This is a genomic window from Pseudomonas sp. S2_H01 (genome assembly GCF_054668305.1).
The window spans coordinates 5,930,923-5,957,213 of record NZ_CP162756.1 but is presented as its reverse complement, the minus strand read 5'-3'; the positions used below and the strand labels follow the sequence as shown (position 1 = coordinate 5,957,213).

General features: G+C 61.1%; 27 protein-coding genes. 15 read left to right on the top strand and 12 right to left on the bottom strand.

Features of this window, described 5'->3' with window-relative positions; all coding sequences use genetic code 11:
* Positions 1–65 precede the first annotated feature (65 nt).
* Both AB4N84_RS26575 and AB4N84_RS26570 read left to right on the top strand, forming a co-directional pair.
* Entirely contained in the window at positions 66–623 is a 558-nt protein-coding gene (locus AB4N84_RS26575) for an ATP-dependent Clp protease proteolytic subunit (protein WP_074756589.1), read from the top strand.
* Positions 624–680: 57 nt separating this feature from the next.
* Positions 681–857 (top strand): hypothetical protein, encoded by a 177-nt coding sequence (locus AB4N84_RS26570; protein WP_460043963.1) that lies wholly within the window; start codon positions 681–683, stop codon positions 855–857.
* A gap of 64 nt (positions 858–921) precedes the next feature.
* Here the strand turns inward: AB4N84_RS26570 and AB4N84_RS26565 are convergent, their stop codons facing one another.
* The 4 genes from AB4N84_RS26565 to AB4N84_RS26550 all read right to left on the bottom strand — a co-directional run bounded on the left by AB4N84_RS26565 (position 922) and on the right by AB4N84_RS26550 (position 3,653).
* Positions 922–1,122 carry a con-10 family general stress protein gene (locus AB4N84_RS26565; RefSeq protein WP_074756587.1) on the bottom strand — a complete coding sequence of 67 codons (201 nt, stop codon included), beginning with the start codon at positions 1,120–1,122 and terminating at the stop codon, positions 922–924.
* A 142-nt stretch (positions 1,123–1,264) separates the two neighbouring features.
* On the bottom strand, positions 1,265–1,867 hold the full coding sequence (locus tag AB4N84_RS26560; protein WP_460043962.1) for an SAM-dependent methyltransferase: 603 nt from the start codon (positions 1,865–1,867) through the stop codon (positions 1,265–1,267).
* Entirely contained in the window at positions 1,864–2,625 is a 762-nt protein-coding gene (locus tag AB4N84_RS26555; RefSeq protein WP_460043961.1) for a PIG-L deacetylase family protein, read from the bottom strand. The genes AB4N84_RS26560 and AB4N84_RS26555 overlap by 4 nt, the downstream gene beginning before the upstream one ends.
* Positions 2,622–3,653 (bottom strand): acyl-CoA dehydrogenase family protein, encoded by a 1,032-nt coding sequence (locus AB4N84_RS26550; protein ID WP_460043960.1) that lies wholly within the window; start codon positions 3,651–3,653, stop codon positions 2,622–2,624. The genes AB4N84_RS26555 and AB4N84_RS26550 overlap by 4 nt, the downstream gene beginning before the upstream one ends.
* A 258-nt stretch (positions 3,654–3,911) precedes the next feature.
* Between AB4N84_RS26550 and AB4N84_RS26545 the strand changes: the two genes are divergently transcribed.
* From AB4N84_RS26545 to AB4N84_RS26535, 3 genes are all read left to right on the top strand, one after another.
* Positions 3,912–4,289, top strand: coding sequence for a DUF2946 family protein (locus AB4N84_RS26545; protein WP_074756579.1), 378 nt, complete (start codon positions 3,912–3,914; stop codon positions 4,287–4,289).
* Positions 4,290–4,426: 137 nt separating this feature from the next.
* On the top strand, positions 4,427–5,035 hold the full coding sequence (locus AB4N84_RS26540; RefSeq protein ID WP_074756577.1) for an SCO family protein: 609 nt from the start codon (positions 4,427–4,429) through the stop codon (positions 5,033–5,035).
* Entirely contained in the window at positions 5,035–5,520 is a 486-nt protein-coding gene (locus AB4N84_RS26535; protein WP_460043958.1) for a copper chaperone PCu(A)C, read from the top strand. Before AB4N84_RS26540 ends, AB4N84_RS26535 begins: the two co-directional genes overlap by 1 nt.
* 381 nt (positions 5,521–5,901) lie before the next feature.
* Here AB4N84_RS26535 and AB4N84_RS26530 read toward each other — a convergent pair whose 3' ends face one another.
* The 4 genes from AB4N84_RS26530 to AB4N84_RS26515 all read right to left on the bottom strand — a co-directional run bounded on the left by AB4N84_RS26530 (position 5,902) and on the right by AB4N84_RS26515 (position 9,357).
* Positions 5,902–7,176 carry an Nramp family divalent metal transporter gene (locus tag AB4N84_RS26530; RefSeq protein ID WP_460047157.1) on the bottom strand — a complete coding sequence of 425 codons (1,275 nt, stop codon included), beginning with the start codon at positions 7,174–7,176 and terminating at the stop codon, positions 5,902–5,904.
* A gap of 166 nt (positions 7,177–7,342) precedes the next feature.
* Entirely contained in the window at positions 7,343–8,008 is a 666-nt protein-coding gene (locus AB4N84_RS26525; RefSeq protein WP_460043957.1) for a glycosyltransferase family 2 protein, read from the bottom strand.
* 308 nt (positions 8,009–8,316) lie between these two features.
* Positions 8,317–8,880: a type 1 glutamine amidotransferase domain-containing protein gene (locus AB4N84_RS26520; protein WP_460043955.1), complete on the bottom strand. Its 564-nt coding sequence runs from the start codon at positions 8,878–8,880 to the stop codon at positions 8,317–8,319.
* 141 nt (positions 8,881–9,021) lie between these two features.
* Positions 9,022–9,357 (bottom strand): hypothetical protein, encoded by a 336-nt coding sequence (locus AB4N84_RS26515; RefSeq protein WP_460043954.1) that lies wholly within the window; start codon positions 9,355–9,357, stop codon positions 9,022–9,024.
* Between the two features lie 501 nt (positions 9,358–9,858).
* Here AB4N84_RS26515 and AB4N84_RS26510 point away from each other — a divergent pair.
* The 9 genes from AB4N84_RS26510 (at position 9,859) to AB4N84_RS26470 (ending at position 19,730) form a co-directional block, all read left to right on the top strand.
* On the top strand, positions 9,859–10,557 hold the full coding sequence (locus AB4N84_RS26510) for a hypothetical protein (RefSeq protein WP_460043953.1): 699 nt from the start codon (positions 9,859–9,861) through the stop codon (positions 10,555–10,557).
* A 465-nt stretch (positions 10,558–11,022) separates the two neighbouring features.
* Entirely contained in the window at positions 11,023–13,848 is a 2,826-nt protein-coding gene (locus AB4N84_RS26505) for a multicopper oxidase domain-containing protein (protein ID WP_460047156.1), read from the top strand.
* Between the two features lie 38 nt (positions 13,849–13,886).
* Positions 13,887–14,921 (top strand): SCO family protein, encoded by a 1,035-nt coding sequence (locus tag AB4N84_RS26500; protein ID WP_460047155.1) that lies wholly within the window; start codon positions 13,887–13,889, stop codon positions 14,919–14,921.
* A 301-nt stretch (positions 14,922–15,222) separates the two neighbouring features.
* Positions 15,223–16,305, top strand: a complete 1,083-nt coding sequence (locus tag AB4N84_RS26495; protein WP_460043951.1) for a glycoside hydrolase family 3 N-terminal domain-containing protein — start codon at positions 15,223–15,225, stop codon at positions 16,303–16,305.
* Positions 16,306–16,406: 101 nt separating this feature from the next.
* A complete protein-coding gene (locus AB4N84_RS26490; RefSeq protein ID WP_460043949.1) occupies positions 16,407–16,814 on the top strand; it encodes a hypothetical protein in 408 nt (135 codons plus the stop codon).
* 94 nt (positions 16,815–16,908) lie between these two features.
* Positions 16,909–17,673 (top strand): trans-aconitate 2-methyltransferase, encoded by a 765-nt coding sequence (gene tam / locus AB4N84_RS26485; RefSeq protein ID WP_460043948.1) that lies wholly within the window; start codon positions 16,909–16,911, stop codon positions 17,671–17,673.
* 12 nt (positions 17,674–17,685) lie between these two features.
* Complete coding sequence (locus tag AB4N84_RS26480) at positions 17,686–18,189, top strand: cupin domain-containing protein (protein WP_074756556.1); 504 nt, start codon at positions 17,686–17,688, stop codon at positions 18,187–18,189.
* A gap of 141 nt (positions 18,190–18,330) precedes the next feature.
* The gene (locus AB4N84_RS26475; RefSeq protein WP_074756554.1) at positions 18,331–19,116 is read left to right on the top strand and encodes a sulfite exporter TauE/SafE family protein; all 786 of its coding nucleotides are present in this window, start codon (positions 18,331–18,333) and stop codon (positions 19,114–19,116) included.
* Positions 19,117–19,157: 41 nt separating this feature from the next.
* Positions 19,158–19,730, top strand: coding sequence for a GNAT family N-acetyltransferase (locus AB4N84_RS26470; protein WP_460043947.1), 573 nt, complete (start codon positions 19,158–19,160; stop codon positions 19,728–19,730).
* A 74-nt stretch (positions 19,731–19,804) separates the two neighbouring features.
* Here the strand turns inward: AB4N84_RS26470 and AB4N84_RS26465 are convergent, their stop codons facing one another.
* On the bottom strand, positions 19,805–20,134 hold the full coding sequence (locus AB4N84_RS26465; RefSeq protein WP_074756550.1) for a hypothetical protein: 330 nt from the start codon (positions 20,132–20,134) through the stop codon (positions 19,805–19,807).
* Between the two features lie 652 nt (positions 20,135–20,786).
* Between AB4N84_RS26465 and AB4N84_RS26460 the strand changes: the two genes are divergently transcribed.
* The gene (locus tag AB4N84_RS26460) at positions 20,787–21,770 is read left to right on the top strand and encodes a threo-3-hydroxy-L-aspartate ammonia-lyase (RefSeq protein WP_167362100.1); all 984 of its coding nucleotides are present in this window, start codon (positions 20,787–20,789) and stop codon (positions 21,768–21,770) included.
* Positions 21,771–21,843: 73 nt separating this feature from the next.
* On the opposite strand, the gene tcuC is transcribed toward AB4N84_RS26460, so the two are convergent.
* From tcuC to tcuA, 3 genes are read right to left on the bottom strand one after another with little or no spacing between them, the layout of a single operon-like run.
* The gene (gene tcuC, locus AB4N84_RS26455; RefSeq protein ID WP_460043945.1) at positions 21,844–23,145 is read right to left on the bottom strand and encodes a tricarballylate/proton symporter TcuC; all 1,302 of its coding nucleotides are present in this window, start codon (positions 23,143–23,145) and stop codon (positions 21,844–21,846) included.
* Positions 23,146–23,200: 55 nt separating this feature from the next.
* Positions 23,201–24,358, bottom strand: a complete 1,158-nt coding sequence (gene tcuB, locus AB4N84_RS26450) for a tricarballylate utilization 4Fe-4S protein TcuB (RefSeq protein WP_460043943.1) — start codon at positions 24,356–24,358, stop codon at positions 23,201–23,203.
* Complete coding sequence (tcuA, locus tag AB4N84_RS26445; RefSeq protein ID WP_460043942.1) at positions 24,345–25,799, bottom strand: FAD-dependent tricarballylate dehydrogenase TcuA; 1,455 nt, start codon at positions 25,797–25,799, stop codon at positions 24,345–24,347. The genes tcuB and tcuA overlap by 14 nt, the downstream gene beginning before the upstream one ends.
* Positions 25,800–26,291 lie beyond the last annotated feature (492 nt).

Genomic DNA, 26,291 nt, shown 5'->3' with positions numbered 1-26,291 from the left:
TTTCCCGGCCGTGGGGCTTCCAACGTTTCAGGCCGCATCGATTATCCGGAAAGGGAGGGCAGTAGATGAGCGAGCACATCGTCCATTTCCATTGTGGGGTCGACCAGACCAGCACCGAGCATTTCCGTGATCGCTGCCTGGAGGCCCTTGGCAAGGGCGCGACCGGTCTGCTGCTGAACCTGTCGACGGCAGGCGGCAGTACGGCACTGGGGTTCACGCTCTATAACTTTCTGAAATCCCTGAAGGTGCCGATTCGTGCGCTCAACAGCGGCAACATCGAGTCGATGGGCATCGTCATCTACCTGGCCGCCGAAGAGCGCATCGCCTGCCCGCATTCGCGATTCCTGATTCATCCGATGACCTGGTACTTCAGCCAGAGCTCCGTCGATCACTCGCGCATGCGCGAATACCTGCGCAGTCTCGACAATGACTTGCAGCGTTACGTGAATATCTACCTGAGCGAAACCGAAGGGGCGGCGCACCCGCTGGACATCGGTCGGTGTCTGTCGGCGGAGGAAAAGGTCATCCGCGCCGAAGATTCGCTGGGCTGTGGCATTGCTCATCGTGTCGAGCAACTGCAGTTCCCCGAAGACGCGGTCCACTGGACCGTCAGCGGGAGCTAAGCTGAACCTGTCGAAACCGGGTCGCGATCGACCCCACCTGAACGTGAGGAACCTGCCATGCACACCCATTCACAGAAAGGCCCGGACACAGCGCCTCAGCGCGCCGCCCATCCGGCGGAAGAAGTGGAAGTGGACATTGATAACGATCCGGGCAATGAAGACCCCGGTTCGCAATTTGATCGAGATGCCACCGTGCCGCTGATCGATCCGCGTGAAAAAGGAGAGCAACGGTAAGGCGAAACTGGAAACAAAAGAGCGAGAGCTTTCGCCCTCGCTCGGTTCCCTGATCAGCAGTTAATCAGGATTTGCGGCCTGCGCCACCTTGTGGCATGGAGCCACCTTTTTTGCCGGCGTCATCGCGTTTTACGTCTGACGTTTTTTGACGGTCGTCTGCGACATTGCTGCCACCCGAAGCCTGGCCGCCTTTTTTGCCTGCGTCGGAGGCTTTCTGGCGATCGTTGGCGAAGTTCCCAGGGTTCGATTTTCCGGTGTTAGCCATGATTACGTACCTCTTGTTATGAGAAGGGCGAGTCATGTGGCTCGCACTATGTGGGATATAACAAGCGGTGGTTGGTTTAAATAATTGCACGCCTACCGGACCAGCGGCCTGGTGGCACGGTGCTCACAAACGCTTCGGTGCGTCACCGGCGAACCTGTTCCGACAGATCGATTCCTGCCGTGTGATTGCTCCACATCTCCAGTAAAAAGTCCGTCTCTTCGTGCCGCAACGTGCGCGTGAGCGGCAGGTGTTGGGTGAGGAGTGCGTGAGCCTCTGCGCCCTGCATGGGGCAGCCGTCGATCGGATGCAGCCAGTGGCACGCCAATACGGCGCCGTCTGGTGTCAGGCACGCGGCGAGCCGTTCGATGACCTGGATGAACAACGCCGGCTCCAGGTAATACGCCCACTCGCTGATCACGATCAGATCGAACTGACCTTCTGGCCAATCCTGGGGCAAGCATCCCTCCACGACCTGCGCTCGCGGATACTCGCGCAGCCGTGCGCGCGCCAGTTCAACCGCGCGGGTGCTCATGTCCATGCACAGCAGCTGGTCGCAGCGCTCCGCCAGACGCAGGCTCAATTCGCCGTTTGCGCACCCCGGTTCAAACACGCGTTCATAGCGTTGGCGGGGCAGCGCCGCGAGGGTCAGGTCGCGCTTGCGTTGTTCATACCAGCGAGTGCGGAAAGCCCAAGGGTCATCGCTGTCGGCGAACAGTTCGTCGAAATAGTCGGCAGGCAAGCTCACAGGAACACCAATTCGAACGGTTGAAGCAGTCGCTCCAGGGTGACGGTGTCGAGCACGGGCGCCGCGCCGGTGCTGACATCGTCGTGTAACTGGCTGGCGTGGGCGTTGATTGCCCGACGCTTGCGTTGCAACTGGGCGTCGCTGAGCATGAATTTTCGCGCCTGCTGCCAGGGAATCCGCGGGTCGTTGGGTTCGGCCCAATGCCAGGCCCACACCGGAATCTCCAGCAAGGTGGCGCCCGTGTTCGCGGCGGCCTGGGCAGCACAGTGACCGACGGCCTCATGGTCGCAGTGGCCGTCATGACGCCAGGTGGTCACGAGCACGTCGGTCGAGCGTAAATCCTCGCTCAGCAGTGCTATCAGAGCATCAGCGCGGTCAGCGACCTGACCGTCGCTCATCCCCAGCCGCTGCCAGGCGAGGCGCGGCAGATCGAAGCCCAGCGCGGTGACGGCCCGCTCGCTTTCCCGACGCCGTTCGGTACGCAGCCGCGAACGCGGCCATTGCGCGGAGTCCGGGTGACTGCCCTCGCCATCGGTGACGGAAATCAACTGCACGTCTTCCTGGCGGTTGGCCATGGCTGCCAGCAGTCCGCCGCAGGCGAGCACTTCGTCGTCGGGATGGGGCGCCAGCACCACCAGTCGTGCCCCCGGTGGAACCAACTCGTCGACATCAATGGGCCGAACGCCGCTCAAGGCGACGCTGCTGCGCCACTCGCTCAACGGGGTGCCACTGACGCCAAAGGGAGCTGCCTGATTCATAACGACCAATCCTCGGTTGTGCTATGGGTCAGGAGTTGACCCAATTGCGCCAGATCACGTTCCGCGTGGCTTTGCCGGATGAACACCGGCAGGTCCACCGCCAGGCGCGCAAAATGCGGATCGCGGCAGAATGGCGTCGCCCCCAGCGCACGGCCGACATGCCGACACACCTGTTCAACCGCCATTTCGACGTGGGCGCGTACGCGTTGAACGGGCAGTCGAGCATCAGCGTGCGGATGGGCGTCGATCCATGCCGCACATTCTCTGAGTGCTGCAGCGGCCCCGAGCAGCGCGGCGTCCACCGATCCCAGATGGGCGTCGGCGTGCGGGTCAGCGCGACCCTGCTGACGTTGTCGGTGAAGTGATCGCGCCAGCGCAGCGGCAGCGCCATACCAGGACGCCGCGATACCCGCGCCGCCTTGCCAGAAACCTGGACGCTCCAGATAAGCGCCGGATTCTCCGACGCAGTGACCTGTCACGTGCTCAAAATGGACATCGACGCTTGCGGTGCTGCCCATGCCTACCGCCTGCCAGCCTCGCCCATCAACACTGACTCCGTGTTCATTGAGGCGGACAGCAATAAGTTGCGGTTGACCCTGTTCGGTCCAGGCGGTGATCAGTGCGTAGTCGATCTGTTGTGCACCGGAACACCAGGCTTTGGTGCCATTCAGGCGCACTTGATCGCCTTGCCGCTCACTGACGATCACCCGCGCGTTTGGCGGCTCGGCAGCCCAGACACCCCAGATGCCCGGGTCGGAAAACGGCGCGCAGCCGAGTTCTTGAAGGATGGCCAGCGCATCGGTATGGCCCTCGTACAGTTTGAGCAGCGCGAGGTCGAGTCCGGCCACGTGGGCCAGTTGCTGCCACCGTGCCAAGGTTTCTCCGCTACCGGGTAACGGCAAGCGGTCCAGGCCGCGCGCGATGCACAGACGCATCGCTTCACAGAGTCGTTCATCGGTCATGGGCGCATTGGGACGGCGGGCGAAGGCTGCCAGCACCGATTCAAGGCTATCTACGTCATCACGCATATTCAGTGTCTCCGCCAGGTTCAACGTCGACGCGAGGTGCGTGCGCTGTTCATGAAAGCCTGCTCATGAAATGAGGCACCTGGCGCGAGGTGGGGTTCAAAAAAACTTCGGCGGCTGCGTTTGCGGCGGACGGCAGGTGCGCAGGCCTTGGTGTCGCCAAGGTCTCTGCGCAGAAGAATGGCCCTGCGCGGTTTTGTCGCACCCGACAGTCCGGCCCGGGCGGATGCCATGGGGCGTGGCGAGGTAGAATGTCGCCCCATGAAATTCGTCCGAACCCATCAATCGCTTATCGCCTGGATGCTGTACGGCATCGTGCTGTTCAGTGGGCTTGTGTGCAGCCTCAGCCACGGGCAGATGCTGCGGGCGTTCAATCAACTGAACGCGGGCGTCGAGTGCAGCGAGCACCATGAGCTTTCGGGGCGCATGGACATGGCGCAGATGGGCGATCATGCGCAATTGATGAAGCTCTCAATGACCGATTGTGCGTTTGCCGGCACGGCCGTATTGGCGCTGGTGTTCTTCATCGGGCTGAGCTGGCGGACGCGCCCTACGTACAAATCCCTTCCACGGTCCGATTACCGGCTGCGCAGGCCACCTCGACAGACCTTTCCCGGAATCGCCCCGCAGGCGCCCTGAGCGTGGCGTGGCATGAACACGGTGTTTAGCGTTCGTCACTTCTTCGCCATTTCAGGCAGGGCTCTGCCGTCAGGGCGAGAAGCGAGACGAGTCAAGGCCGGCGTTGGCGCTGGCTGCCGCTTCAGAGAGTTCGTCACATGAATGATTTACTGACCCGCCGTCAGGTGGTCTCGGGTCTGGGGCTTTTGGGCCTCGGGCTTCTCGCGGGTTGCGATGGTTCGACCACCGCGCTCGATTTCAAATACGGCAAGGATCTGAGCAACAAGATCATGGGCCGTACCTTCAAACTCACCGACACCCAGGGTGAGGTCAAGACACTGTCCAGCTATCGCGGACTGATGCCGGTGGTGTTCTTCGGGTTCACCCAGTGCCCGTCGGTCTGCCCGACTGCGTTGGCCCGTGCTGTCCAGGCCAAAAAGTTGATGGGCGAAGATGGCAAGACCATGCAAGTGATCTTCATCACCGTCGACCCCGAGCGCGATACGCCCGAGATACTCGACGCTTACGTCAAGCAGTTCGATCCAGGCTTCGTGGCCTTGCGCGGCACGCTGGAGCAAACCCGGGCAGTGGCGAAGGAGTTTGGCGTGTTCTATGAGAAGGTCCCTGTCGGCGACACTTACACCATGTCACACACCGCCACCAGTTTCGTGTTCGATTCGCGGGGTAATCTACGCCTCGGCCTGTCGCCCTCACTCTCCGCGAAGCAATGCGCGGAAGATCTGCTCACTGTCATGGAGGTCTGCTGATGACTGCTCTGTTGTCCAAAACTGCCCGGGTTCTGTTGGCGTCGCTGTTGGCGGGTTGCAGTCTGTCGGCCATCGCACACACCAAGGTGGAAGACGCCTGGGTGCGCACCTCGGTGCCCGGTCAGCCGTCCTCGGGGGCGTTCATGCGTGTCACGGCGGACAGCGACAGCAAGCTGCTCAGCGTCAGCTCGCCCGCCGCGAAGGACGTGCAGATTCATGAGATGAGCATGACCAACGACGTCATGCGCATGGGGCCGGTGGATTCGGTGGCGTTGCCTGCCGGCAAGACCGTCTCCCTTGACCCGGACGGCTACCACGTGATGCTTATGGGGCTGGTCAAGCAGATCAAGGAGGGCGATCAGGTCCCGCTGACCCTGACAGTCGAAAACGACAAGGGCGTACGCGAAACCATCGAGGTGCAAGCCCCCGCCCGCGCGATGATGGAAAAGATGGACATGGGCCACGATCACGGCGCCATGAAGTGAAGTAAGCACCTGTGCCGGTTGCAACGACCGGCACCTTTTTTCGTTGCAAACAAGGCCTGTCAGCGGAAGTTGAAGTGTCAGCTCCACCGCATTCGCGAGCACGCTCGCTCCCACCGTATGAGCGTCCTCCTCAAGTCGTCAGAACGACACGGACCTTGTAAGACGTCCGAGGTTACGAGGGCAGCGAATGCAGTGGGTCATCCACGGGCGATGTCGCCGACCCACCGCATTCGCGAGCAAGCTCGCTCCCACCGTATGAGGGTCTTCCTAAAGTAGCCAGAACGCCACGGACCCTGTAGGAGACGTCCGAGGTTACGAGGGCAGCGAATGCGGTCGCGCCGGCGGCATTGATTCTGTGTTCTGCCCCTCTTGAGTCGAGCCTCACGCCCGAAACATTCCCACCAGCAGCACCAGATTCAAGCCGATGATCAACAGCGTGATGGCGCAGGACAGCGTCGTTAACACCGGGCCGGTCACGAAACTCCCCATCAGCTTGCGATCGGACACGAAACGCACCAGTGGCACGATGGCGAAGGGTAGTTGCATCGACAGGATCACCTGGCTCAGTACCAGCAGTTTTGCAGTGCCTTCGGCGCCGTACAGGCTGGTGACCACGACCACGGGAATGATCGCCAATCCTCGGGTCAGCAAGCGACGGACCCAACCGGGGAGTTTGAGGCTGAGAAAGCCTTCCATGACAATCTGGCCGGCCAGCGTCGCGGTGACCGTCGAGTTGATCCCCGATGCCAGCAGCGCCACCGCAAACAGCGCCGATGCGATCCCGACCCCCAGCATCGGCGACAGCAGATGATAGGCTTGCTCGATTTCCACCACATCGGTCTTGCCGGCCTTGTGGAAGACCGTTGCGGCCGTGATCAGGATCGCGGCATTGACGAACAACGCCAGGGTCAGGGCGATGGTGCTGTCGGTGACCGCCCAGCGCAGGCCGATCCGGCGGCCTTCGTCGGTTCGGGGATACGCCCGGGTCTGGACAATGGAGGAGTGCAGGTACAGGTTATGCGGCATGACCGTGGCGCCGATGATGCCGATGGCCAGGTAGAGCGCTGCCGGGTTGGTGACCACCTCTGCCCGGGGGATGAACCCGGCAAACAGTTCGGCCATGTCCGGACGGGCCAGGACCATCTGAATCGCGAAGCAGCCGAAGATGATCAGCAACAGCGCAATGACAAAGGCTTCCAGCGCCCTGAATCCTCTGCCCATCAGCAAGAAAATCAGAAAGACGTCGATGGCGGAAATCACTGCGCCCCACACCAGTGGAATCCCGAACAGCAGGTTCAGGGCAATCGCGGTGCCGATCACCTCTGCCAGGTCGCAGGCGATGATTGCGATTTCGCAGGCGATCCACAACGCGATGCAGACGGGACGGCTGTAGCGTTCGCGGCATGCGCGGGCCAGATCCCAGCCGGTCACGATGCCCAGGCGTGCAGACAACGCCTGCAAGACGATTGCCATCAGATTGGAAAACAGAATGACGGAGAGCAGCAGGTAACCGAATTGCGATCCGCCGGCGAGGTCCGTTGCCCAGTTGCCCGGGTCCATGTACCCAACCGCAACCATATAACCGGGGCCGGTAAACGCCAGCAGGCGCTTGAACCAGCTCCCGGTCTTGGGCACGGCGACACTGGCACTGGGCATGCCCCCACCCAAAGTGTCGTCGCCGGGGTTGGCCCGGTTCTTTATCGGTATCGGTTGCATCAGTTGCTGTCCCGCTCAGGTGAGGGCCGCTGTGCGCACAGATCAAGGTTGCACAGATCAAGGCCGGTCAGTGCCGTGTGCGCAGCTTCAGTGTGCGTAGTCAGGGTTAGCCCAATAACGCCTGGGTCGCCAGTGAATTCAGATAATCGCCAAAGCCTTCCCTGCACCGGGAATGCTTGCGCGCGCTGGTCATGACACTGTTTCGAGCGGTCCAGACAATGGCCGCGCCAGTGCGCTCCAGGTCGTTGACGAGGTGCACGTCCTCATGGGCCTTCAGCGCCCTGAACCCTCCGGCACGCCGGTACGCCGCCGAGGATACCCCCAGGTTTGCGCCGTGAATGTGCCGGTGTCCGTCGACCGGACGGTACAGCGCGTTGTAACGCTGGCGAACCTGGTCGGAGTGCTCGGACCAGTCACTCACTTCGACAATCCCACAGACAGCATCAGCCCCGAACGCCACCTGCTCGGAGAGCCACGCATACGGCACCACGGTGTCGGCGTCAGTAAACGCCAGCCAGCGAGCGCCGCGCTCGAGCATCAACTGCGCCCCGGCAGCGCGCGTCATGCCGACATTGCGGTGTTGGCATGTGTGCACCGACACGTCATGGCTGCGTGCAATCCGTTCGGAGTTATCGGAGCAGTCATCGAGCATGATCAGGATCTCCACCGCCTCGCCCCCCAGGCCTTCGTGACCGGAAGCGGCAACCAACGACTTGATGCAGTCATCCAGAAAATCTTCTTCGTTGTGCGCGGGGACGATGATTCCAATCATGGGCAAGTCTCATGTCGGGGCTTGCGACGATCGCGTGGGCCTATCCATCTCGACGAGACGGTTAAATATTGGTTTCAAGTTTTTTCGTTTACGAAGACGAGTTGTTACCGTGAGCGAGTTAATTGAACGCCGAGCAAAAAAAGATTGAATTAGTTGCGCCAGGGCCGCTCATACACCGTGAGTGCGAGAGCTCCCCCGGTGGTCTGTACGTCGCTGTCTTCCACCGGGGTTATAGACTTCCCAAACGCATCGACGCCGCTTAAAGCGGCGTCGATGCGTTTTTCGTTTCAGCGCTATGAAAAACCGGTTCAGGCGGCCTGCAACGACTTGCCGATGGCTTCGTTGAACGCTGGCAGGTCATCCGGGGTGCGCGAGGTGATCAGCGTCCAGCCGTTGGCCGGGCACTCTTTGACCTGCGCGTCGACCCAGTCAGCGGCGTCAGCGTTCAGCAGATCGGTTCGCACGCTGGGGTAGGAGGTCAGTGTCTTGCCGGCGATCACGCCTGCATCGATCAACAGCCAAGGCCCGTGGCAGATCGCGGCGACCGTTTTGCCGGCGTTGGCGAATTCGTTGACCAGACGTTGTGCGTCGTGGTCCTGACGGAGGGTGTCAGCGTTGACGGTTCCGCCTGGAATCACCAGCGCATCGAATTGATCGGCCGACAAGCCTGCCAGTGTGGTGTCCGAGGTCACGCTGGTGTCTTTTTCGGTGTCCTGGAGAAAGGTCTGGGCGGCGCCGCCCTTGATGGTCGCGTGCGTCACCGTTGCGCCCATGCCTTTCAGCGCTTGGAGTGGCTTGAGCAGCTCATCGCGCTCGATGCCGGTGTTGGCGGTGATGATCAGGACCTTCTTGCCGTTCAGTGTGCTGCTCATGATGTGATTCCTCTGTGGTGAGATGGCACCCGCTAAAACGGGTGGTGTCGGCTCTCAGAGGGAATCGTAAAAATGAAGTTCAGCCCGATTGCATCGCCGGTATTGGCGCCGATCAGCCAAGCCCCGGACGGGCGGCCCGGTTCACAAGCACTCGCGTGCTGCTTTTTCCAGGGTGCTTTGACCGAACGCCGAGGCAAGCGGCGCACGCTGGTACAGGAACACGCGGGTGTTGGGGTTGCCTTTGAACACTTCGAGAATATCGTCCTGCGACAACTTGCCGGAGATCAGCAGTTTGTAGTGTCCCTTGCCCTCGGTCATCGTGGTTTCGGGCCTCAGCTTTTGCCATTTAGGGAAAACGCATTGGGCGTAGTCCGCAGCGAGCTTGGGGGTTTCCAGCTTGACGGAAGGATTATTGGGGGTAGAACCGCAGCCCGCGAGGCTCACGGCCAGCACACTTGTCAGCAGTAAAAGACGCATCTATTTCGTCCTGAAATCAGAGAGTGAGATCACTTTAGAGGGCCGCACGCGTTAGCGCCATGTCAATTCAACATCATTGATGATCTAGGCAACGGGCATTCGGAAGTGTTTGTTCTGTCTCTATTTAATACAAAAGGCGACGTCAGGAAACGCGATCATTTGCGTTTATTAACGTCGAGCCCGTTATGAGTGGGCGCGTATGTTGACGAGCTAATGCGCAAATGAAAAGAGCGCTGCCGAAAAAATCCTGAATGACCGTTCGTAGGCGTAAATGAATATTAGCCGCCGTTGGCGTGTTCACCCCAAGAACACCGTCCGGCACTGGATGATCCAGCCGCCGGATCTCACGGTACCTGTGCGCACACGGTCTCTGGGGGCCACACGCTGTTGTCTGCGTTGTCGCGAGATGTGCTGAAGCGTTGATTGCCCTGGGGCGATGGCCTTCGTTTTGCACCGGCTCTGTTTGCGGTTTATGACCAGAACAAGAAGGTGGAGGTAGTTATGCAATTCAGACAAGCAATTCTGGCACTTGCGATTGGAGGGGTGCTGTCCGCATCCACTGTCCTGATCCCCGACTCGATTTCTCATTCCAGCGCGTACGCCAAAGACGGTGGTGGTGGTGGTGGTGGTGGTGGTGGTGGCGGTAACGGAGGTGGCGGCGGTAATGGTGGCGGAGGCGGAGGTCACGGAGGTGGCGGCGGCGGTAATGGCGGCGGTGGCAACGGCGGTGGCGGCAGCGGTAACGGGGGCGGAGGAGGCGGTCACGGCGGCGGTAACGGTGGTTCTGGAGGCGGCAGTGGCGGTGGTGGCTCGGGTGGTTCCGGCGGCGGCCACAGTGGCGGCGGGAACAGCGCCGGCAATGGTCACGGCGGCAACGATCACGGCAACGATCACGGCGCTCGCGGCGACGACCATGGCAATCACGACGCTGGCCATCGCGGCGAACACGCACAAGCGGGCGATGACCACGGAGGCGTTCATCGGTCTGGCGAAATCGGCGACGACCACGGCGTGCACAGGGCCGGCGAGATCGGTGACGACCACGGTGTGCACAGGGCCGGCGAAATCGGCGACGACCACGGTGTTCACAGAGCCGGCGAGATCGGCGATGACCGAGGCAACCATGCCTTGGGTGAGGTGGGAGACGACCGCGGCAATCATGCCAGGGGCGAACCGGGCGACAATCGCGGCGGTGCCTGAGGCGTAACGACCGGACCGGGCGAAGCCGCGAGCGTCGGCTTCCCGGGCCGGTCATGACCCATTCAAATCCCCAACATCTTGTGAATTTCCCCATGTCTGCGGGGCAAGGTCCCCGCAGCCGCCAACCTCCATGCCAACTTTCCTCATTAAATTGTTACGACATCTTTCAGTGAAAGCCCCGACTTAGCCGCGTTGGCTTGCCATCGTTTTGCCTTTATCAAGCCGTGCTTCAACTCTGGCAAGGGATTTGCCCCTTCACCCACTACCTGCAGGCGCTTCTCCGTGCGACGGGCCGCTAAAAGCCTTCGACACGCAGCGCTTAACCAGGGCAGTCGGATGAAACACAAATGCCCCTGTGCATGAGTTGAAGGTGAATCACATGAAACAACCTGCGCGTTTAAAGTTTCCCCCCTCCACGGGCTTCAGCTTTTGCGCGGATCTTCCGCGGTATTGATCGCCCTGACCATGGGGCTGACCGGTGTCCAGGCCGGGCCGATCGACAACGAAGATCAACCCCCTCCCACTGACCCCTCGGCGTATTACGACCCGCCTGCCGATCCGGCCGCCGCACTGAATAATCTGCTGACACTGCCGGAAGCCAACGAAGGCGCCATCGACCTGCCGAACGACGTCAAAGGCACGCGGGCCATCACAAGGATCGAAAACGTCCTGCCGCCTTCGGCGCAAACCAGTTTCAACTTCCCCACCAATGGCAAGCCAAGCCCGTTGTTCGGCGCTCAACCTTTCACCCAGGCAGTGTTGCTGTTTGAAGAGTTCGGGCCGACCAAGCTCGACCCGACCGCCTCGCCGTCGCTGATTCCGTTCCCGGTTCCAACGCTCGGCCCAGGGCCTGCGCAGGACCCCACCAACGTGGCTCGCAGTGGCCCCTCCCCTGAAGCGTTGGCCGCCTTTCTCGCGCAACCGGGTCTGACGCCATTCCCGACGCAGTTCGCCAACTCACTGGACCGCAACCCGTGGCAGGCCCAGATTCAGGATTTCCTGAACCGTCGCGTGGACGCGCCCGCCGAAGGGCGTCCGCCAGGAAAAGGCTGGTCACATCAGCGCTGGAATGAGTTCTACCCGCAGATTGCCTACAAGACCGTGCAAACCGGCGCTCACTCGAACAGCGGTTTTCGCGATCACCTGCAGTTACACGATTACAAAGGCGGGGAGTGGGGGCCAGGCGGGTTGAACTACTACCCCGACGGCAGCACCAACCACGGCGGTAGCGCCAGTGGCATCGGCGTGCGCCTTCACCCGCTGATGCCGGTTCAGGAACACAACTCGGTGTGGACATTTGACGGCACGCTGCCGCCCAAACTGCTGATGGTGCGTTACGGCCAGCCGGTGTTGATGCGTCACTACAACGGCTTGCCGATCGATCCGTCGGCCAACAAAGGCTTTGGGCTGCACACCATTTCCACCCACGAACACAATGGTCATAACCCGGCTGAAAGTGACGGCTACGCCAACGCGTTCTTCTTTCCGGGCCAGTACTACGACTATCGCTGGCCGATGCAACTGGCGGGTTACGACACCATCAACACCAACGCCAAGGACCCACGCGCAGCGTTTCCGTGTGCGCCGGGTGAAACCCTGTGGGTCAACGATGATTCGCCCGGTATGAAGACCTGTGATCACGGGACGATCAAGATCCGGGGTGACTGGCGCGAAACCATGAGCACCCACTGGTTCCACGATCACATGATGGATTTCACTGCCCAGAACGTCTACAAGGGCAACGCGGCGATGATGAACTACTACAGCGCCCTGGACCGTGGCAACGAAGCCATCGACGACGGCGTCAACCTGCGATTCCCCAGCGGCTCAACCCTGGCGTGGGGCAACCGCGACTACGACGTCAACCTGACCGTCGCCGACAAGGCGTGGGATCAGGCCGGGCAACTGTGGTTCAACCCGTTCAACACCGACGGTTTCCTCGGCGATGAAATGGTCGTGAACTGGAGCTACAAGCCTTACTTGGACGTGCGCGCTCGCAGTTACCGTTTCCGCATCCTCAATGGCTCGGTTTCGCGATACGTGAAGATTGCCGTGGTGCGGGAAATCAAAGGCAACAGCGGAGAGTTCCCTGGGCCGAAAGACTCCGGCGTGTCCTACGCCCGGGTGCCTTTCCACATGATCGCCAACGACGGCAACATCATGGAACACACCGTGCCATTCGACGGCACCCTGGACCTGGACGGTGACGGCGACCTGAAAAACAACTTCGGCATTATGCCCAATCAGGGCATCGCCGAACGCTACGACATCATCATCAACTTCGGGAAGAACGGCATCAAGGCGGGGGACAAGCTGTTCTTCGTCAACGTCATGGAGCATGACACCGGTAAGGGGCCCAAAGGCGAAGTGCCGCTGGCGGACGTGTTGTCCGAGAAGTACCTGGCCGTCATCAAGCAAGGCAGCAAGGGGCCGCAGTGGGACAAGGGGGACCCGGTGGTGGGCAAGTTCATGCAGATCAACGTCAAGCCTTATACCGGGCAGGACCTGAGCATGGATCCGGTGGCGTACGAGCCGGCCAAACCGGGCAAGCCTGAAGGCAAGACGATGATTCCGCTGACCCTGCACCGAGACAACGCCGCTGACATCGCGCTGCTGGGCCAGGCACGTCACCGCACCTTCATCTTTGGTCGCTCCGACGGCACGGATTCGGTGCCCTGGACCATCAAGACCGACGGCGGCCTGGGCTTCAACATGGACCCACGCAGATTGTCTGCCGGCCTGCACCTGGCCAACGGCGCAGAACCGTCTGGCTATCAGGGCACCGGCACGCTGGAAGTGTGGAAAATCCAGAACGGCGGCAACGGCTGGACCCATCCGGTGCACGTGCACTTCGAGGAAGGGATCATCCTCAGTCGGGGCGGCAAGGCGCCACCTGAGTGGGAAAAATGGGCGCGCAAGGACGTTTACCGCATCGGCACCGACAGTGGCGACAACGTTGAGATGGCGATCCATTTCCGCGAGTTCGCCGGGACCTACATGGAGCATTGCCACAACACCCAGCATGAGGACAACTCGATGCTGCTGCGTTGGGACATCGAGCACCCGGGTCAATTCCAGCTGATGCCGACACCGATGCCCACCTGGGATGGCGTGGGGTATGTCGCCTCTGCCGCGTTGCCTACCTACCACGACGGCGACGGCAGCGGTCCTTCGGTCAAGCTGGCGGCAGCCGTGACCACGCCCACTACAGGTTCGGGTGGTTCGAGTGCCGGCGGGTCCGGCTCTGGGGGATCGGGTTCCTCGGGTTCCGGCAAAGGCAAAGGCAAATAGCGATCCGCGGGATCGGGGAGGGTGCAGTCATGTTCCAGATGCTTCGCAGCGCGGCCATTGCAGTGACCGTTTTTATAACCGTCATGGTCTGGGGCAGCCTTCCCGGCGTGGCTGGTGAAACACCGTCGGCCACGCCGTGGGGGCAGGACTTCTTCCCCAACACGGTATTGATCAACCAGGACGAACAGCCGGTGCATTTCTACGACGACCTGATCAAGGGCAAGGTGGTGGTGATCAACTTTATCTTCACGTCGTGCACCGACTCCTGTCCGCTGGAGACCGCCAGGTTGCGGCAGGTGCAGAGGCTATTGGGCGACCGGGTCGGCAAGGACGTGTTTTTCTACTCGATCAGTATCGACCCTGAAACCGACACGCCAGCAGTGCTCAAGCAGTACGCCGCCAAGTTCAAGGTGGCGCCGGGCTGGCAGTTTCTGACCGGCAACAAGGACGACATCGTCGAGCTGCGCCGCAAACTGGGGTTGTTCATCGAAGGCGTCGACAACGGCAGGACCACCGACCATAACCTGAGCCTGATTGTCGGCAACCAGACGACCGGGCGCTGGATGAAGGCGTCCCCGTTCGAGAACCCTTACATTCTTGCGGACCATCTGGGCAACAGCCTGCAGAACTGGAAGGTCGCCAGCGAGCACCTGGACAGCTACGCGAATGCACCTGACGTGCGCGCGCCGAGCCTGGGGGAGCAGATCTTTCGCACCCGCTGCAGTGCGTGTCACACGTTGGGTCATGAAGGCGAGGAAGCGACCGGTTTGCGGGGTGTCGGACCTGATCTGCTCGGCGTAACCCGGCAACGCGACGGCCTGTGGCTGGGGCGCTGGCTCAAGGAACCGGACGTGATGCTGGCCGAGAAGGATACGCTGGCCATGAGTTTGTACGAGGCCTACAACAAGGTGGCGATGCCCAACCTGCGGATGGCCGACAACGACATCGCCGAGGTCGTGCGGTATTTGCAGGAAGAGACGGACCGTCAACAGCCGGTGACTCACATGGCCGGTGATGACATGCATGCCGGGCATGAGGGACACGCGGGTCATGAAGGGCATCACATGCAATAAGTCGTTTGCCTGGAAATCCGGATCAGCCGAGTGATCGGCGTCCGCGATTGCTTTTGCCATTAGAAAAACGGCTGCCTGAATGGCAGCCGTTTCTGTTCTTCAATAGGCCAGCCCGAGACTTTAGGTGGGCTTCAGGCGCACTCCTCTCGATGGTGGCCCGGTTAGGTGCGCACGGCATGGCCCTCTTATGCTTCGCCCTGCTCGTTGTTGATGACTCCAAGCTTTTAACGAGCATTGACATCGCTCGTTTTGGGGGTAAAGTGAGCACAAACGAGCAGATAGGCACAGGGTGGGTAAATACATGTCAACCGAACTGCAACGCGCCGCGTATGCGGTCCTGCTGCCTGCATTCGCCGGGCTGGAGCTGGACGATACCGTGCGCCGCTATTTAAACCGGGGCGGGGTTTCGATCCTGCTGGGTGAAACCCGCGATGAGTACCTGGCCCGCAACATGAGTTTCGAGCGCCGACGCTCCGAGACTCAGGCGCACTTCATGGGCATCGCCGAACAGGCCGCCGCCTGTGCGGGCTCGCCGGTCTTGGTCGCAGTGGATCAGGAGCTGGGCGGCATCCAGCGCCTGCACCGGCTGGTGCCTGGCATGCCGTCGGCCGATGCGCTGAAAGACATGAGTGCTGACGTCATCGAAGCGCGCAGCTACGAGATGGCCAGTTCGGCGCGGGTCATGGGTGTGAATCTATTCCTGGCCCCCATTGTCGACGTGGTCACGGGTGTCAATCCGTGGTTGCATCATCGCAACCTGGGGCCAGACCCGGTCGAGGTTTCGCGCATCGCGTGTGCGTTCATTCGCGGTGTGCAAAGGGCCGGTGTCATCGCCACCGCCAAGCATTTTCCCGGCCACTACCAAACCGAGCATGATCCCGCAGTGGCGCGCGCAATCGTGTCCGGCCCTGTTGAGGCACTGGAGGACGGCCTTGATGTGTTTCGTCAGGTGATTGCAGCGGGTGTTCAGGCCGTGATGCCGGGCCCGGCAGTGTTTCCGGCGCTCGACCCGTCGCAATCGGCAAGCACCTCGCAGAAGATCATTGGTTTGTTGCGCGACACGCTGGCATTCGATGGGCTGATCATTTCCGATGACCTGGATGCCGTGTCGATTCTGCGCGACAACAGCCTCACCGAAACCGCCGTGACCGCCCTGAAGGCGGGTGCGCACCTGCTGCTGGTATCAAGCGAGGCGGGCCTCGATGGCATTGCCGAGGCCATCGTCGCTGCCGTGGAAAACGGCGAGCTGGATCGACAGCAACTGCTCAATGCAGCGAACAGGGTCCGCCGTCTCGCGCAGGTTTCCCGAGCGCAGGTCGATTCCGGGTTGTATGTGTCGTACCCGATTTCCGGTGGCCATCTGACCCGTCGGGTGACGTTGTGAGCGAAGGGCAGCAAGACACCGTTTTGCAGTAGGCAGCAGGAGGGTTGCGCTGCACAATGCACCCACGCCAAAGGACCTCACCCGCCAAGAGTCTGTTGCCCATGTTCACCCCGCTTACCTATGCACAGCTGCTGCACATTGCTCATCGTTCCAGTGCCGTGACTCACCCCTGCGCCTGCCTGGCCAAACCCTTCGCGGGATGGGAGGGGCTGCCGGTCTCGATCAAGGAAAGCCAGTTGCGGGAAACCGGCTCATTGATCGCTGCCGAGGAAGAAGACCTGACCCTGGATGAATACCACCCGGACGGCACCTCTTATTGGTCTGAAAAGGCGCCCATCGCCCCGCAATTCTTTCCGTACAACCGGTGCAAAGTCTGCGAGTGCGTCGACTGCAGTCGCGTCTATTTGCGTTACGCGGAAGCCGGGGCCTACCACATCGAGCAGCGTATTCGCAGCCTTGATCCAGCGTTGATGGTCGATGTGGCGTTCGACGGCGTCGGGCGCGCCTGAGGTCGCGGCGTCCAGTTACGGCTCTTCATTTGTGCTCCGCCTACGCAGGCTTTAACCTTCGCGGCACGCCTTTCATAACAAAAGGAAACGCCTGATGAGTTGGTCAGCGAAGCAGTATTCGATGTTCGAGCAGCAGCGTACCCGTCCGGTCCGCGACCTGGTGGCGGCAATCCCGACCCAGGAAGTCAAGACGGCGATCGATCTGGGCTGCGGGCCTGGCAACTCCACCGAAGTGCTGGCTGCGCGTTTCACCGATGCATTGATCACCGGTCTGGACAGCTCTGAAGACATGCTCAGCGACGCCCGTCACCGCCTGCCAGACCTGGCCTTCGAGCTGGCTGACATCGCAAGCTGGAATCCGCCGCAGACCTACGACGTCATCCTGGCCAACGCATCCCTGCAATGGGTGCCTGATCACGCGCAACTCTACCCGCGTCTGGTCAGCCGCTTGAATCCCGGCGGTAGTCTGGCCGTGCAAACCCCGGACAACCTTGAGGAGCCTGCACACCGACTGGCGCGCGAGATCGCCGCCCACGGCCCGTGGGCGGACAAGATTGCTTCGGTCAAACACCCTGACCGGCATCCGGCGGCCTCTTACTTCGAGCTGCTGCGACCGCACTGCACGGAAGTCGATGTCTGGCGCACGACCTACCATCACCCGTTGGCGGGCGGCCATGCCGCCGTGGTCGAATGGTTCAAGGGCTCTGCGCTGCGGCCTTATCTGCAAAAGCTCGATGAAAGCGAACAACAGGCCTTCCTCGCCGCTTACCTGAAGGCGATCAGTCAGGCCTATCCAGCGCTGGATGACGGCACTGTGCTGTTGCCGTTCCCGCGTTTGTTGATCGTTGCTGTGCGCTGAGGGGAGCCCGCCATGACCGATGCCGAAAGCACGCTGGCCTCGCGCCTGATTCGCAACTTCAACGAAGTGCCCTTGCAGGACGAGCGCCGCGAGCCGCTCTATCAGAGTCAGGCTGCTCGCCTGGGCACGGGCACGGCGGCGCAGAAACTGGGTGCGTCGGTGGACATTGTCCCTGCGGGCAAACGTTCATGCCCCTACCACTTTCATTACGCCCAAGAGGAAATGTTCGTGGTCGTCGAGGGGCAGGGCACACTGCGGGTCGCCGGGCAAATGCTGCCCATCAAAAGCGGTGATGTGATCTTCATTCCTCCGGGTCCTGAGTACCCGCACCAGATCATCAACACCTCGAACGCGCCGCTCAAGTACCTCTCCATCAGCACACGGGAAACGCCGGAAGTCTGCGAGTACCCCGACTCCGGCAAATATCAGGCGATGGTCACGATCAACGGCGCGCGAGCGTTCACCGCCATGCACCGTCCTGAAACCCGACTGGACTATTGGGAAGGGGAGCCCTGATTCCCGTTATTTGAGCCTCGATATCGACTTCAGGGCGATTGGTTATAACGATAGATCGTTTCGGTCTACTCTGTTCATAAGAAAGGTCGCTATCCTGCGCGCCAGTTTTTTCTCGCGTTTGCGCATTCGTTAGGCATGACAATGGATTTTGGCAATATAGGTTTCGTCGTTGCAGGTTTGCTGGTCGGGTTCATTGTCGGCATGACCGGTGTCGGAGGCGGTTCGCTGATGACCCCGATCCTGTTGTGGTTCGGGATCAATCCGGCCACCGCCGTCGGCACCGATTTGCTGTACGCCGCCATCACCAAAAGCGGTGGCGTTCTGGTGCACAAAAAGAACGACAACATCGACTGGGGCATCACCGGCTGGCTCACCCTCGGCAGTGTCCCGGCGGCGGGGCTGACCCTGTGGTTCCTCAGCAGTCTGCACACCGCGCCCGACGCGATGAACTCGGTCATCAAGCAGGCGCTGGGTTTTGTACTGCTGCTGACCGCACTGGCGATCTTCTTCAAACAGCGCTTGCTCGCCTTCGCACATCGTCATGCCGGTGATCACTACCGTCTGAGCGACAAGAGTCTCAATACCCTGACCGTGGTGACGGGTGTGGTGCTGGGTGTCATGGTCGCGTTAACCTCCATCGGCGCGGGCGCCCTGGGCACCGTCGCGCTGTTCATCCTCTATCCTTTCCTGGATACACGTCGACTGGTCGGGACAGAGATCGCCCACGCTGTTCCGCTGACCCTGATTGCAGGGCTCGGTCACGCCAGCATGGGCAACATGAACTGGTCGATGCTGGGCTTCCTGTTGATGGGGTCACTGCCGGGCATCTACATGGGCAGCCATCTCACCGGCCGAGTTCCAGACTCAATCCTTCGTCCGTGTCTGGCGGTGATGTTGATCGCCATCGGCTACAAACTGGCGTTCTAAGCCAGACGTCGCCGTGCCCTCAGCTTCAGGAGATCTGACGGATGGAGATCATCGCCGAGCCCCACCTGATCCGTCTGGTTACGGAGCGCCTTGTTCTTCGCCCGGCTTTGGGCGGTGATGCTGCGCAGATCCAGGCGTACCACATCGGCAACCGCAAGCATCTCCAGCCCTGGCAGCCGATGAGACCCCCTGGTTTTTATGCGATCGAGAACATCATTCGTCGCATCAGTTTCATCGAGCACGAACGGCTCGCCGGGCGCGGCTTGCACCTGTTGATCTGTGAGCGCGACAGTGGCGAGATGATCGGCGAGTGCAACTTCAGCAACATCGTCCTCGGCGTGTTCCAGGCCTGTCATCTGGGCTATTCACTGGCAGAGCAGGCGCAGGGCAGGGGGCTGATGACGGAGGCGCTGCACAAAGCCATCGCCTACGTATTCGAGGACCTGCAGTTGCATCGAATCATGGCCAACTATCGGCCGGAAAACGAACGCAGTGCCCGGGTGCTGTCAGCGTTGGGGTTCCAGCGGGAAGGTTTTGCCCGTTCCTACCTGAAGATCAACGGCGAGTGGGCAGATCATGTGCTGACGGCGCTGGTGAATCCCGCTCAGCAATAAGTGCTTTGAGAGCACCGACAAAAATGCCGCGGATCATTCGGCGATTCGAATGACCCGCGGCGCGCGGTTACCCATCAGCAGAGCTTGTCGATGACGCGTAAGCCAGGCTCTTGCTGTGCGCTGCCCCATTCACTGCTCAGGGTATCGAGTACCTGTCCCAGGAACTGCTTGTCGGCGGCCGCTTTCTTGCCGACGTAGCCTTGGCCCTTGCGGTACATCTTCAGTCGCGCACGCATATGCGGGTGCTGTTCGTCGAACTGTTGCTCCTCGGTGCACGCACCCAGGCTGTCCATATGCACATCACCTTTCTCACAGACCCAGAGAATGTGGCTATCGAGGGAGTCCTTCTGCGCCGCGAACAGTCGAGCCAGTTGATCAATAGTAGGTTGATTGTTCAGATTCATGGTCGGATACCCCTTTGTGCCTATTCGTTAATCTATCTGGTTAGTTCAAACGTAATGGCGAATCGTCCATCGATCCGCAGTCCTTTCCATCGCTGACAAACAAGGTCCGTCGGTACACAGAGCCGGTGCCGGGTGTTGTGGATGTAGTGGGAAGAAGAGGCTGCTACGGAATGAATCGATCCAGAGGAGAGAATCAGCGGGCGTCAAGAGGACACTGGCGACGATGCGTGGTCGACCACAAGTGTCATGAGGACGTTTCGCCAGCGCTCGGCCTATGGGTCGATCATGCCGGTTCAGCTCTTCAATCTGCCTTGTGGGCAGCACACATCCAGAGGATGTTCGACGGCTACGTCGAACGGGCCCGGAATACTTTTGCCAGCTCTCCCGATCGGGGAGACGCTTGAACTATGCCGTTACGAAAAAGCTTCGTCAACCGTTTTGTAGTGAATATTTTCGTGCGCTACATATTTTGTAGTTTCAATACACAAAGGTCGATTCGTGACTACAAAGTCAGTGAAATCGGGGCCTCTCTGGGCGTGGGAAGCTGCCTGGGGAAAATCAGCAGGAGCGGAAGATTGCGTGTCAGGGCGAACTCGATACACAGTAATCGATGCCCCTGCCTGTTGGCTCAACCCGACCTTTGAGGATGAATATGGATACCCTCGCTATTTCGAACCCCGTGCTTCCCAGCTATGACGACGTGGTCGCTGCCGCCAGACATATTGAAGGCCATGCCCACAAGACACCGGTGCTGACGTCGCGCACGGCGAACCGTGAGCTGGGCGCCGAGGTGTTCTTCAAGTGTGAAAACTATCAGCGGATGGGCGCCTTCAAGTTTCGTGGCGCCTTCAACGCGTTATCGAAGTTCGATGCCACGCAACGCAAACACGGAGTAGTCGCGTTTTCCTCAGGCAATCATGCGCAAGGTATCGCGCTGTCGGCTCAACTGTTAGGCATTCCGGCCACCATTGTCATGCCCCACGATGCACCGGCTGCCAAGGTCGCCGCAACGAAGGAGTATGGCGCGACGGTCGTGGTCTATGACAGGTACACCGAAGACCGCGAGGCGATTGGGCGGCAACTCGCTCAGGAGCACGGCCTGACCTTGATCCCGCCTTACGATCACCCGGACATCCTTGCCGGGCAGGGCACGGCAGCGAAAGAGCTGTTCGAGGAGGTCGGCAGGCTGGACTCGCTGTTCGTCTGCCTGGGCGGCGGTGGGCTGCTCAGCGGGTCGGCGTTGGCGACGCGGGCGCTGGCACCCGAATGCAGGTTGTACGGTGTCGAGCCCGAGGCCGGTAACGATGGTCAGCAATCGCTGCGCAGCGGGAACATCGTCAAGATTGACACCCCGAAAACCATCGCCGATGGCGCGCAAACCCAGTACCTGGGCAACTACACTTTCGGCATCATCAAGCGCGATGTCGACGACATCCTCACCGTCAGCGACGCGCAACTGGTCGAGGCCATGCGCTTCTTCGCCGAGCGCATGAAAATGGTCGTAGAGCCTACCGGTTGCCTGGGGTTTGCAGCCGCTCGCGCCATGGCGAGCGAACTGAGGGGGCAGCGGGTCGGTGTGATCATCAGCGGCGGCAACATCGACCTCAACACTTACGCGAAGCTGCTGGCGCGTTAGCACCCGCAGCGAGCGGCGTCTCTGTGGCGGTCGGCGGGAACGCCTGGAGCGCGTTGCCGCCGACGTGCGACGATCAGACGGATTTGGCCACCCAGGCTTTTTGACGGCGGTACAACACCAGCGTCGCTGACAGACCGCACACCGCGGCGAACATCAGCCAGTAGGCCGGGGAAGCCTTGTCGCCAGTGGCTTGTACCAGAAATGTCGACATGGCCGGTGTGAAGCCGCCGAAAATCGCCGTGGCCAGGCTGAACGCTAGCGAGAAGCCCACCACGCGCACGTTCTGCGGCATGACCTCGGTCAGCGCCGCCACCATCGCACCGTTGTACATCCCGAAGAAGAACGAGAAATACAGCAGGACCACGAGCAAACGTTCGAAGCTGGCGGCTGCCGCCAGCCAGTGCATGGCCGGGTAGGCGGTGAAGATACACAGCAACGAAATGCCCAGCAGCAAGGGTCGGCGACCGATGCGGTCGGAAATCGCACCACCGATCGGCAGCCAGATGAAGTTACTGAGCCCCACGAACAGCGTCACGATCAGGCTGTCAGTGGTGCTCAGGTGCAGCACCGATTTGCCGAACGTCGGGGTGTAGACGGTGATCAGGTAAAACGTAGTGGTGGTCATAGACGCCAGCAGTCCGCCCGCGAGCACCGTGCGCCAGTTGTCACGCATCGAACGGAACACCTCACGGGCGCCTGGGTGATGCGTACGGGCCTTGAACGCCTCGGTTTCCTGCAACGAACGACGAATCACGAAGATGAACGGGATGATCACGCAGCCGATGAAGAATGGCACGCGCCAGCCCCACGCGGCGATCTGAGTGGCGTCCAGCCAGGCATTGATGCCGTAGCCCAATGCCGCCGCCAGAATGATCGCGATCTGTTGACTCGCCGACTGCCAACTGGTGTAAAAGCCGGTGCGACCCGGTGTGGCGATTTCCGCCAGGTACACCGAAACTCCCCCCAGCTCGGCCCCTGCCGAGAATCCCTGCAACAGACGCCCCAGCAACACCAGAAAGGGTGCTGCCAGACCGATGCTGGCGTAGCCCGGAACCAACGCAATCAGCACGGTGCCGCACGCCATGATCGACAGCGTCACGATCAGTCCCTTGCGACGTCCGACCCTATCGATGTACGCGCCCAGGATAATCGCGCCGAGCGGTCGCATCAGGAAACCCGAACCGAACACGGCGAAGGTCATCATCAGCGAAGCAAATTCGCTGGTGGCCGGGAAGAAGGTCTGGGCGATGTACGTGGCGTAAAAGCCGAACAGAAAGAAATCAAACTGCTCAAGAAAGTTGCCGCTGGTGACCCGCACGATGGCGGCGAATTTCGCCGCTCTCGGTTGGGGCGTTATCGGTGTGGTGTTCATCATGGCGTCGGTATGCTCGATATTGTTATTGGAATGAAAGGTCGGTCTGGAATCGGGATCAATCGCTGCCGGCGTTGATCGGGTTGGGTTGGCGTTTTTCGATGGAATACTTGAGCAGCGCCGCGCTGCGGAAAATGCCGTGGGCGAATTTGCTGTAAGGCATCGTCAGGAAGAACGCCATCACGAAGCCCAGGTGCAGGGCCAACAGCAGGCCAAGCGCCGTCGTTTCGCGAAATGCCAGCAAGGCCAGACCACTGATGCTCAGGGCCAGCAGCAGGGCGATGAACCCTCGGTCCATGGGCTTTTGATGCGCGTCGCCTTGTTCGGGATTGCGCCGCACGTTCAGCCAGAGCAAACCGGCAGGGCCGATCAGCAGACCGATGCCACCGGCGGTGCCGAGCATCACGGGGAGGCTGAGAATCGGGTAAGGCGCGTGCCAGTTCAGCAAGAAGTGGTAAAGCGTGGCGACACCGGTTGCGGCGAAGCACAGCATGAAGCCGTAAAAGGTCAGGTGGTGGAAACGCCGCCGCCACAGGGTGAACCGGTCGTCCTCGTTGTTGCAGCCCTGGCCGTGGCCGCCGTCCAGATACTTCAGTTGCGCGACGTTGGCCGTGGCCTCCAGCGCGGCGGACGTTTTGATGGACCCTGATACGGCACCCGGTGTCAACTCGCGCCAGAACCGACGTACGCCTATGCCGAGCGCAAGCACGGCAAAGCCGAACACCGCGCCGAACACCATCGCCAGCGTGTTGTGCGGGAAAATGCCGTAGAAATTGCCGCCAGGCATTGCGGTGAACTGGTTACCCATGACCAGCAGCGCCAGGCACAGGAACAGCGCCAGCCCCGCACCTGTCGCCAGCGCGAGCGTAAGGCCGTTGCGTTGATACAGCGTGCCGAACGGTTTAGGCCAGGCGTACTCGGCGTACGTCTGCAGACGCACCTTGGCCATGGCTTTCGGCACGTTGACCGCGAACTCATGGGGCGCGGCGTATTGGCAAGCGCTCAGACAGGCGCCGCAGTTGTGGCACAGGTTGGCCAGATAGTGGATGTCCGCCTGGGCGAATTCCAGACGCCGGGTCATCGCCGGGAACACCGCGCAAAACCCCTCGCAATACCGGCAGGCGTTGCAGATGGTCATCTGCCGCTGCACTTCGCTTTCGTCCAGATTGAGGACCGGGATCAGGTCGCCCGGCGTCGAAGGATCAAACAGCTGCATGGTGCGATTCCGTATTCGTCGTAGAAGAGGAAAACCCCGCCGAGGCAGCGGCTTGCGTGCCGGCTATTCGCCCAAACGCGGTGCCGATGGCCATGCCGATGCCGGCGGTGTAGCCCTTGCCCAACACGTTGCCGGCCATCATTTCTCCGGCGACGAAAAGGTTGGGGCTTGCCTTGCCGTTGAAGTGCACGGCGGCCGTTTCATCGGTTGCCAGCCCCAGATAGGTGAAGGTCACGCCGGGCTTGAGCGGGTAGGCGTAGAAAGGCGGTTTACTCAGCGGGCGGGCCCAATGTGTTTTGGCCGGTGTCAGGCCCTCGGTGTGGCAATCGTCCAGTGCCGTGTGGTCAAACGTGCCAACCTGACAGGCGCGGTTATAGCGCTCCACGGTGTCCACGAACGCGGCTACGGGCAGACCCAGTTTGCCTGCGAGTTCTGCCAGCGACTGGGCCTGGGTGCCTGGAAATACAGGCGGCATGAAACGGCCGATGGCCTGTTGATCGATGATCGAATACGCCTGCTGCCCCGGTTGCCCGGCCACCAGTCGACCCCAGATGGCGTAGCGTTTGGGCCAGAAGTCTTCGCCTTCGTCATAAAAGCGTTCGCCTTCGCGGTTGACCACCACGCCCAGCGACACGCAGTCGATGCGGGTGCAGATGCCGCCGTCGTACAGCGGCGCGCGGGCGTCGATGGCGACCATGTGCGCCTGGGTCGGGTCGCCGATGATGTCGGCGCCGAGGTCGATCATGCGGCGCAGCAGTACGCCGGTGTTGAAGCGCGTACCCCGGATCAGGAAGTTATCGGACGGCCATTCGCCGCGCTCATTCTGCCCCCAGGCTTCGCGCAGCCATTCCCGGTTGGATTCAAATCCCCCGGCCGCAAGCACACAGGTGCGGGCTTCGATGCGTTCAGCGGGCAGGCGCTGCCCGTCGACCTCCCGTTCGGCGAGATGCGCAGCGACAAACACGCCGTCCTTGAGCTCGATATCGCTGACCTGGGCGTTGTAGCGCACCCTCACGCCCAAGCGTTCGGCACTGCGGAAGTAGGCGTTGACCAGTGCCTTGCCGCCGCCCATGAAAAACGCGTTGGTGCGCGCAACATGCAGGGCACCGGACAGCGGTGGCTGGAAGTGCACGCCGTGGGAACGCATCCAGTCGCGGCACGATGACGACGCGCGAATGGCCATGCGGGCCAGCGTTTCGTTGGTCAGGCCTCCTGTCACTTTGAGCAGGTCCTGCCAGTATTCTTCTTCGGGGTAAGCGTCCACCAGCACGTCTTGCGGGGCATCGTGCATGCAGCGCAGGTTGCGTGTGTGCTGCGAATTGCCACCCCGCCAGACCTTGGGCGAGCCTTCCAGCAGCATCACGCTCGCACCGGCTTCGCGTGCCATCAACGCAGCGCACAACGCTGCGTTGCCGCCCCCTATGACTAGAACATCGATCATTGTGTCTCCTCGAACGCTGGCAGTCAGACTCAGGCGCTGCAAGCGATGGGGGCACAGTAGGGAAAAGCGGCGCAGCCTCGAAAGACCGGATCCACCTTGAGGTGTTTAGTTTTAGTAAAGGGGCGGGCATGCGCCGCGCCCTGATCACGCCGAGCGCTTTCGTGAGCGGGGCATCGCGCTGACGGTGGGAGTCGGTACGATGCCGAATGCGGGCTGTCATCACCACTGATGCAGCTGACCCATCGCTTTCGCTGCCCTCGTAACCTCGGACGTCTCCTACAGGTCCTGCGTTGCACCCGAGCCCTGTGGCATGTCTCAAACAGTTGGAAGACTCACGCCCAGATCGGGCAGACCAAGGTGTCTGACTGCCGCGAGACCTGTAGGAGCTGCTGGAGGTTACGACAGTGGCGAATGCGGTGGGACAGGTACATCGGCGGTGACTGATACACGGCTTTCGCTGCCCTCGTAACCTCGGACGTCTCCTACAGGTCC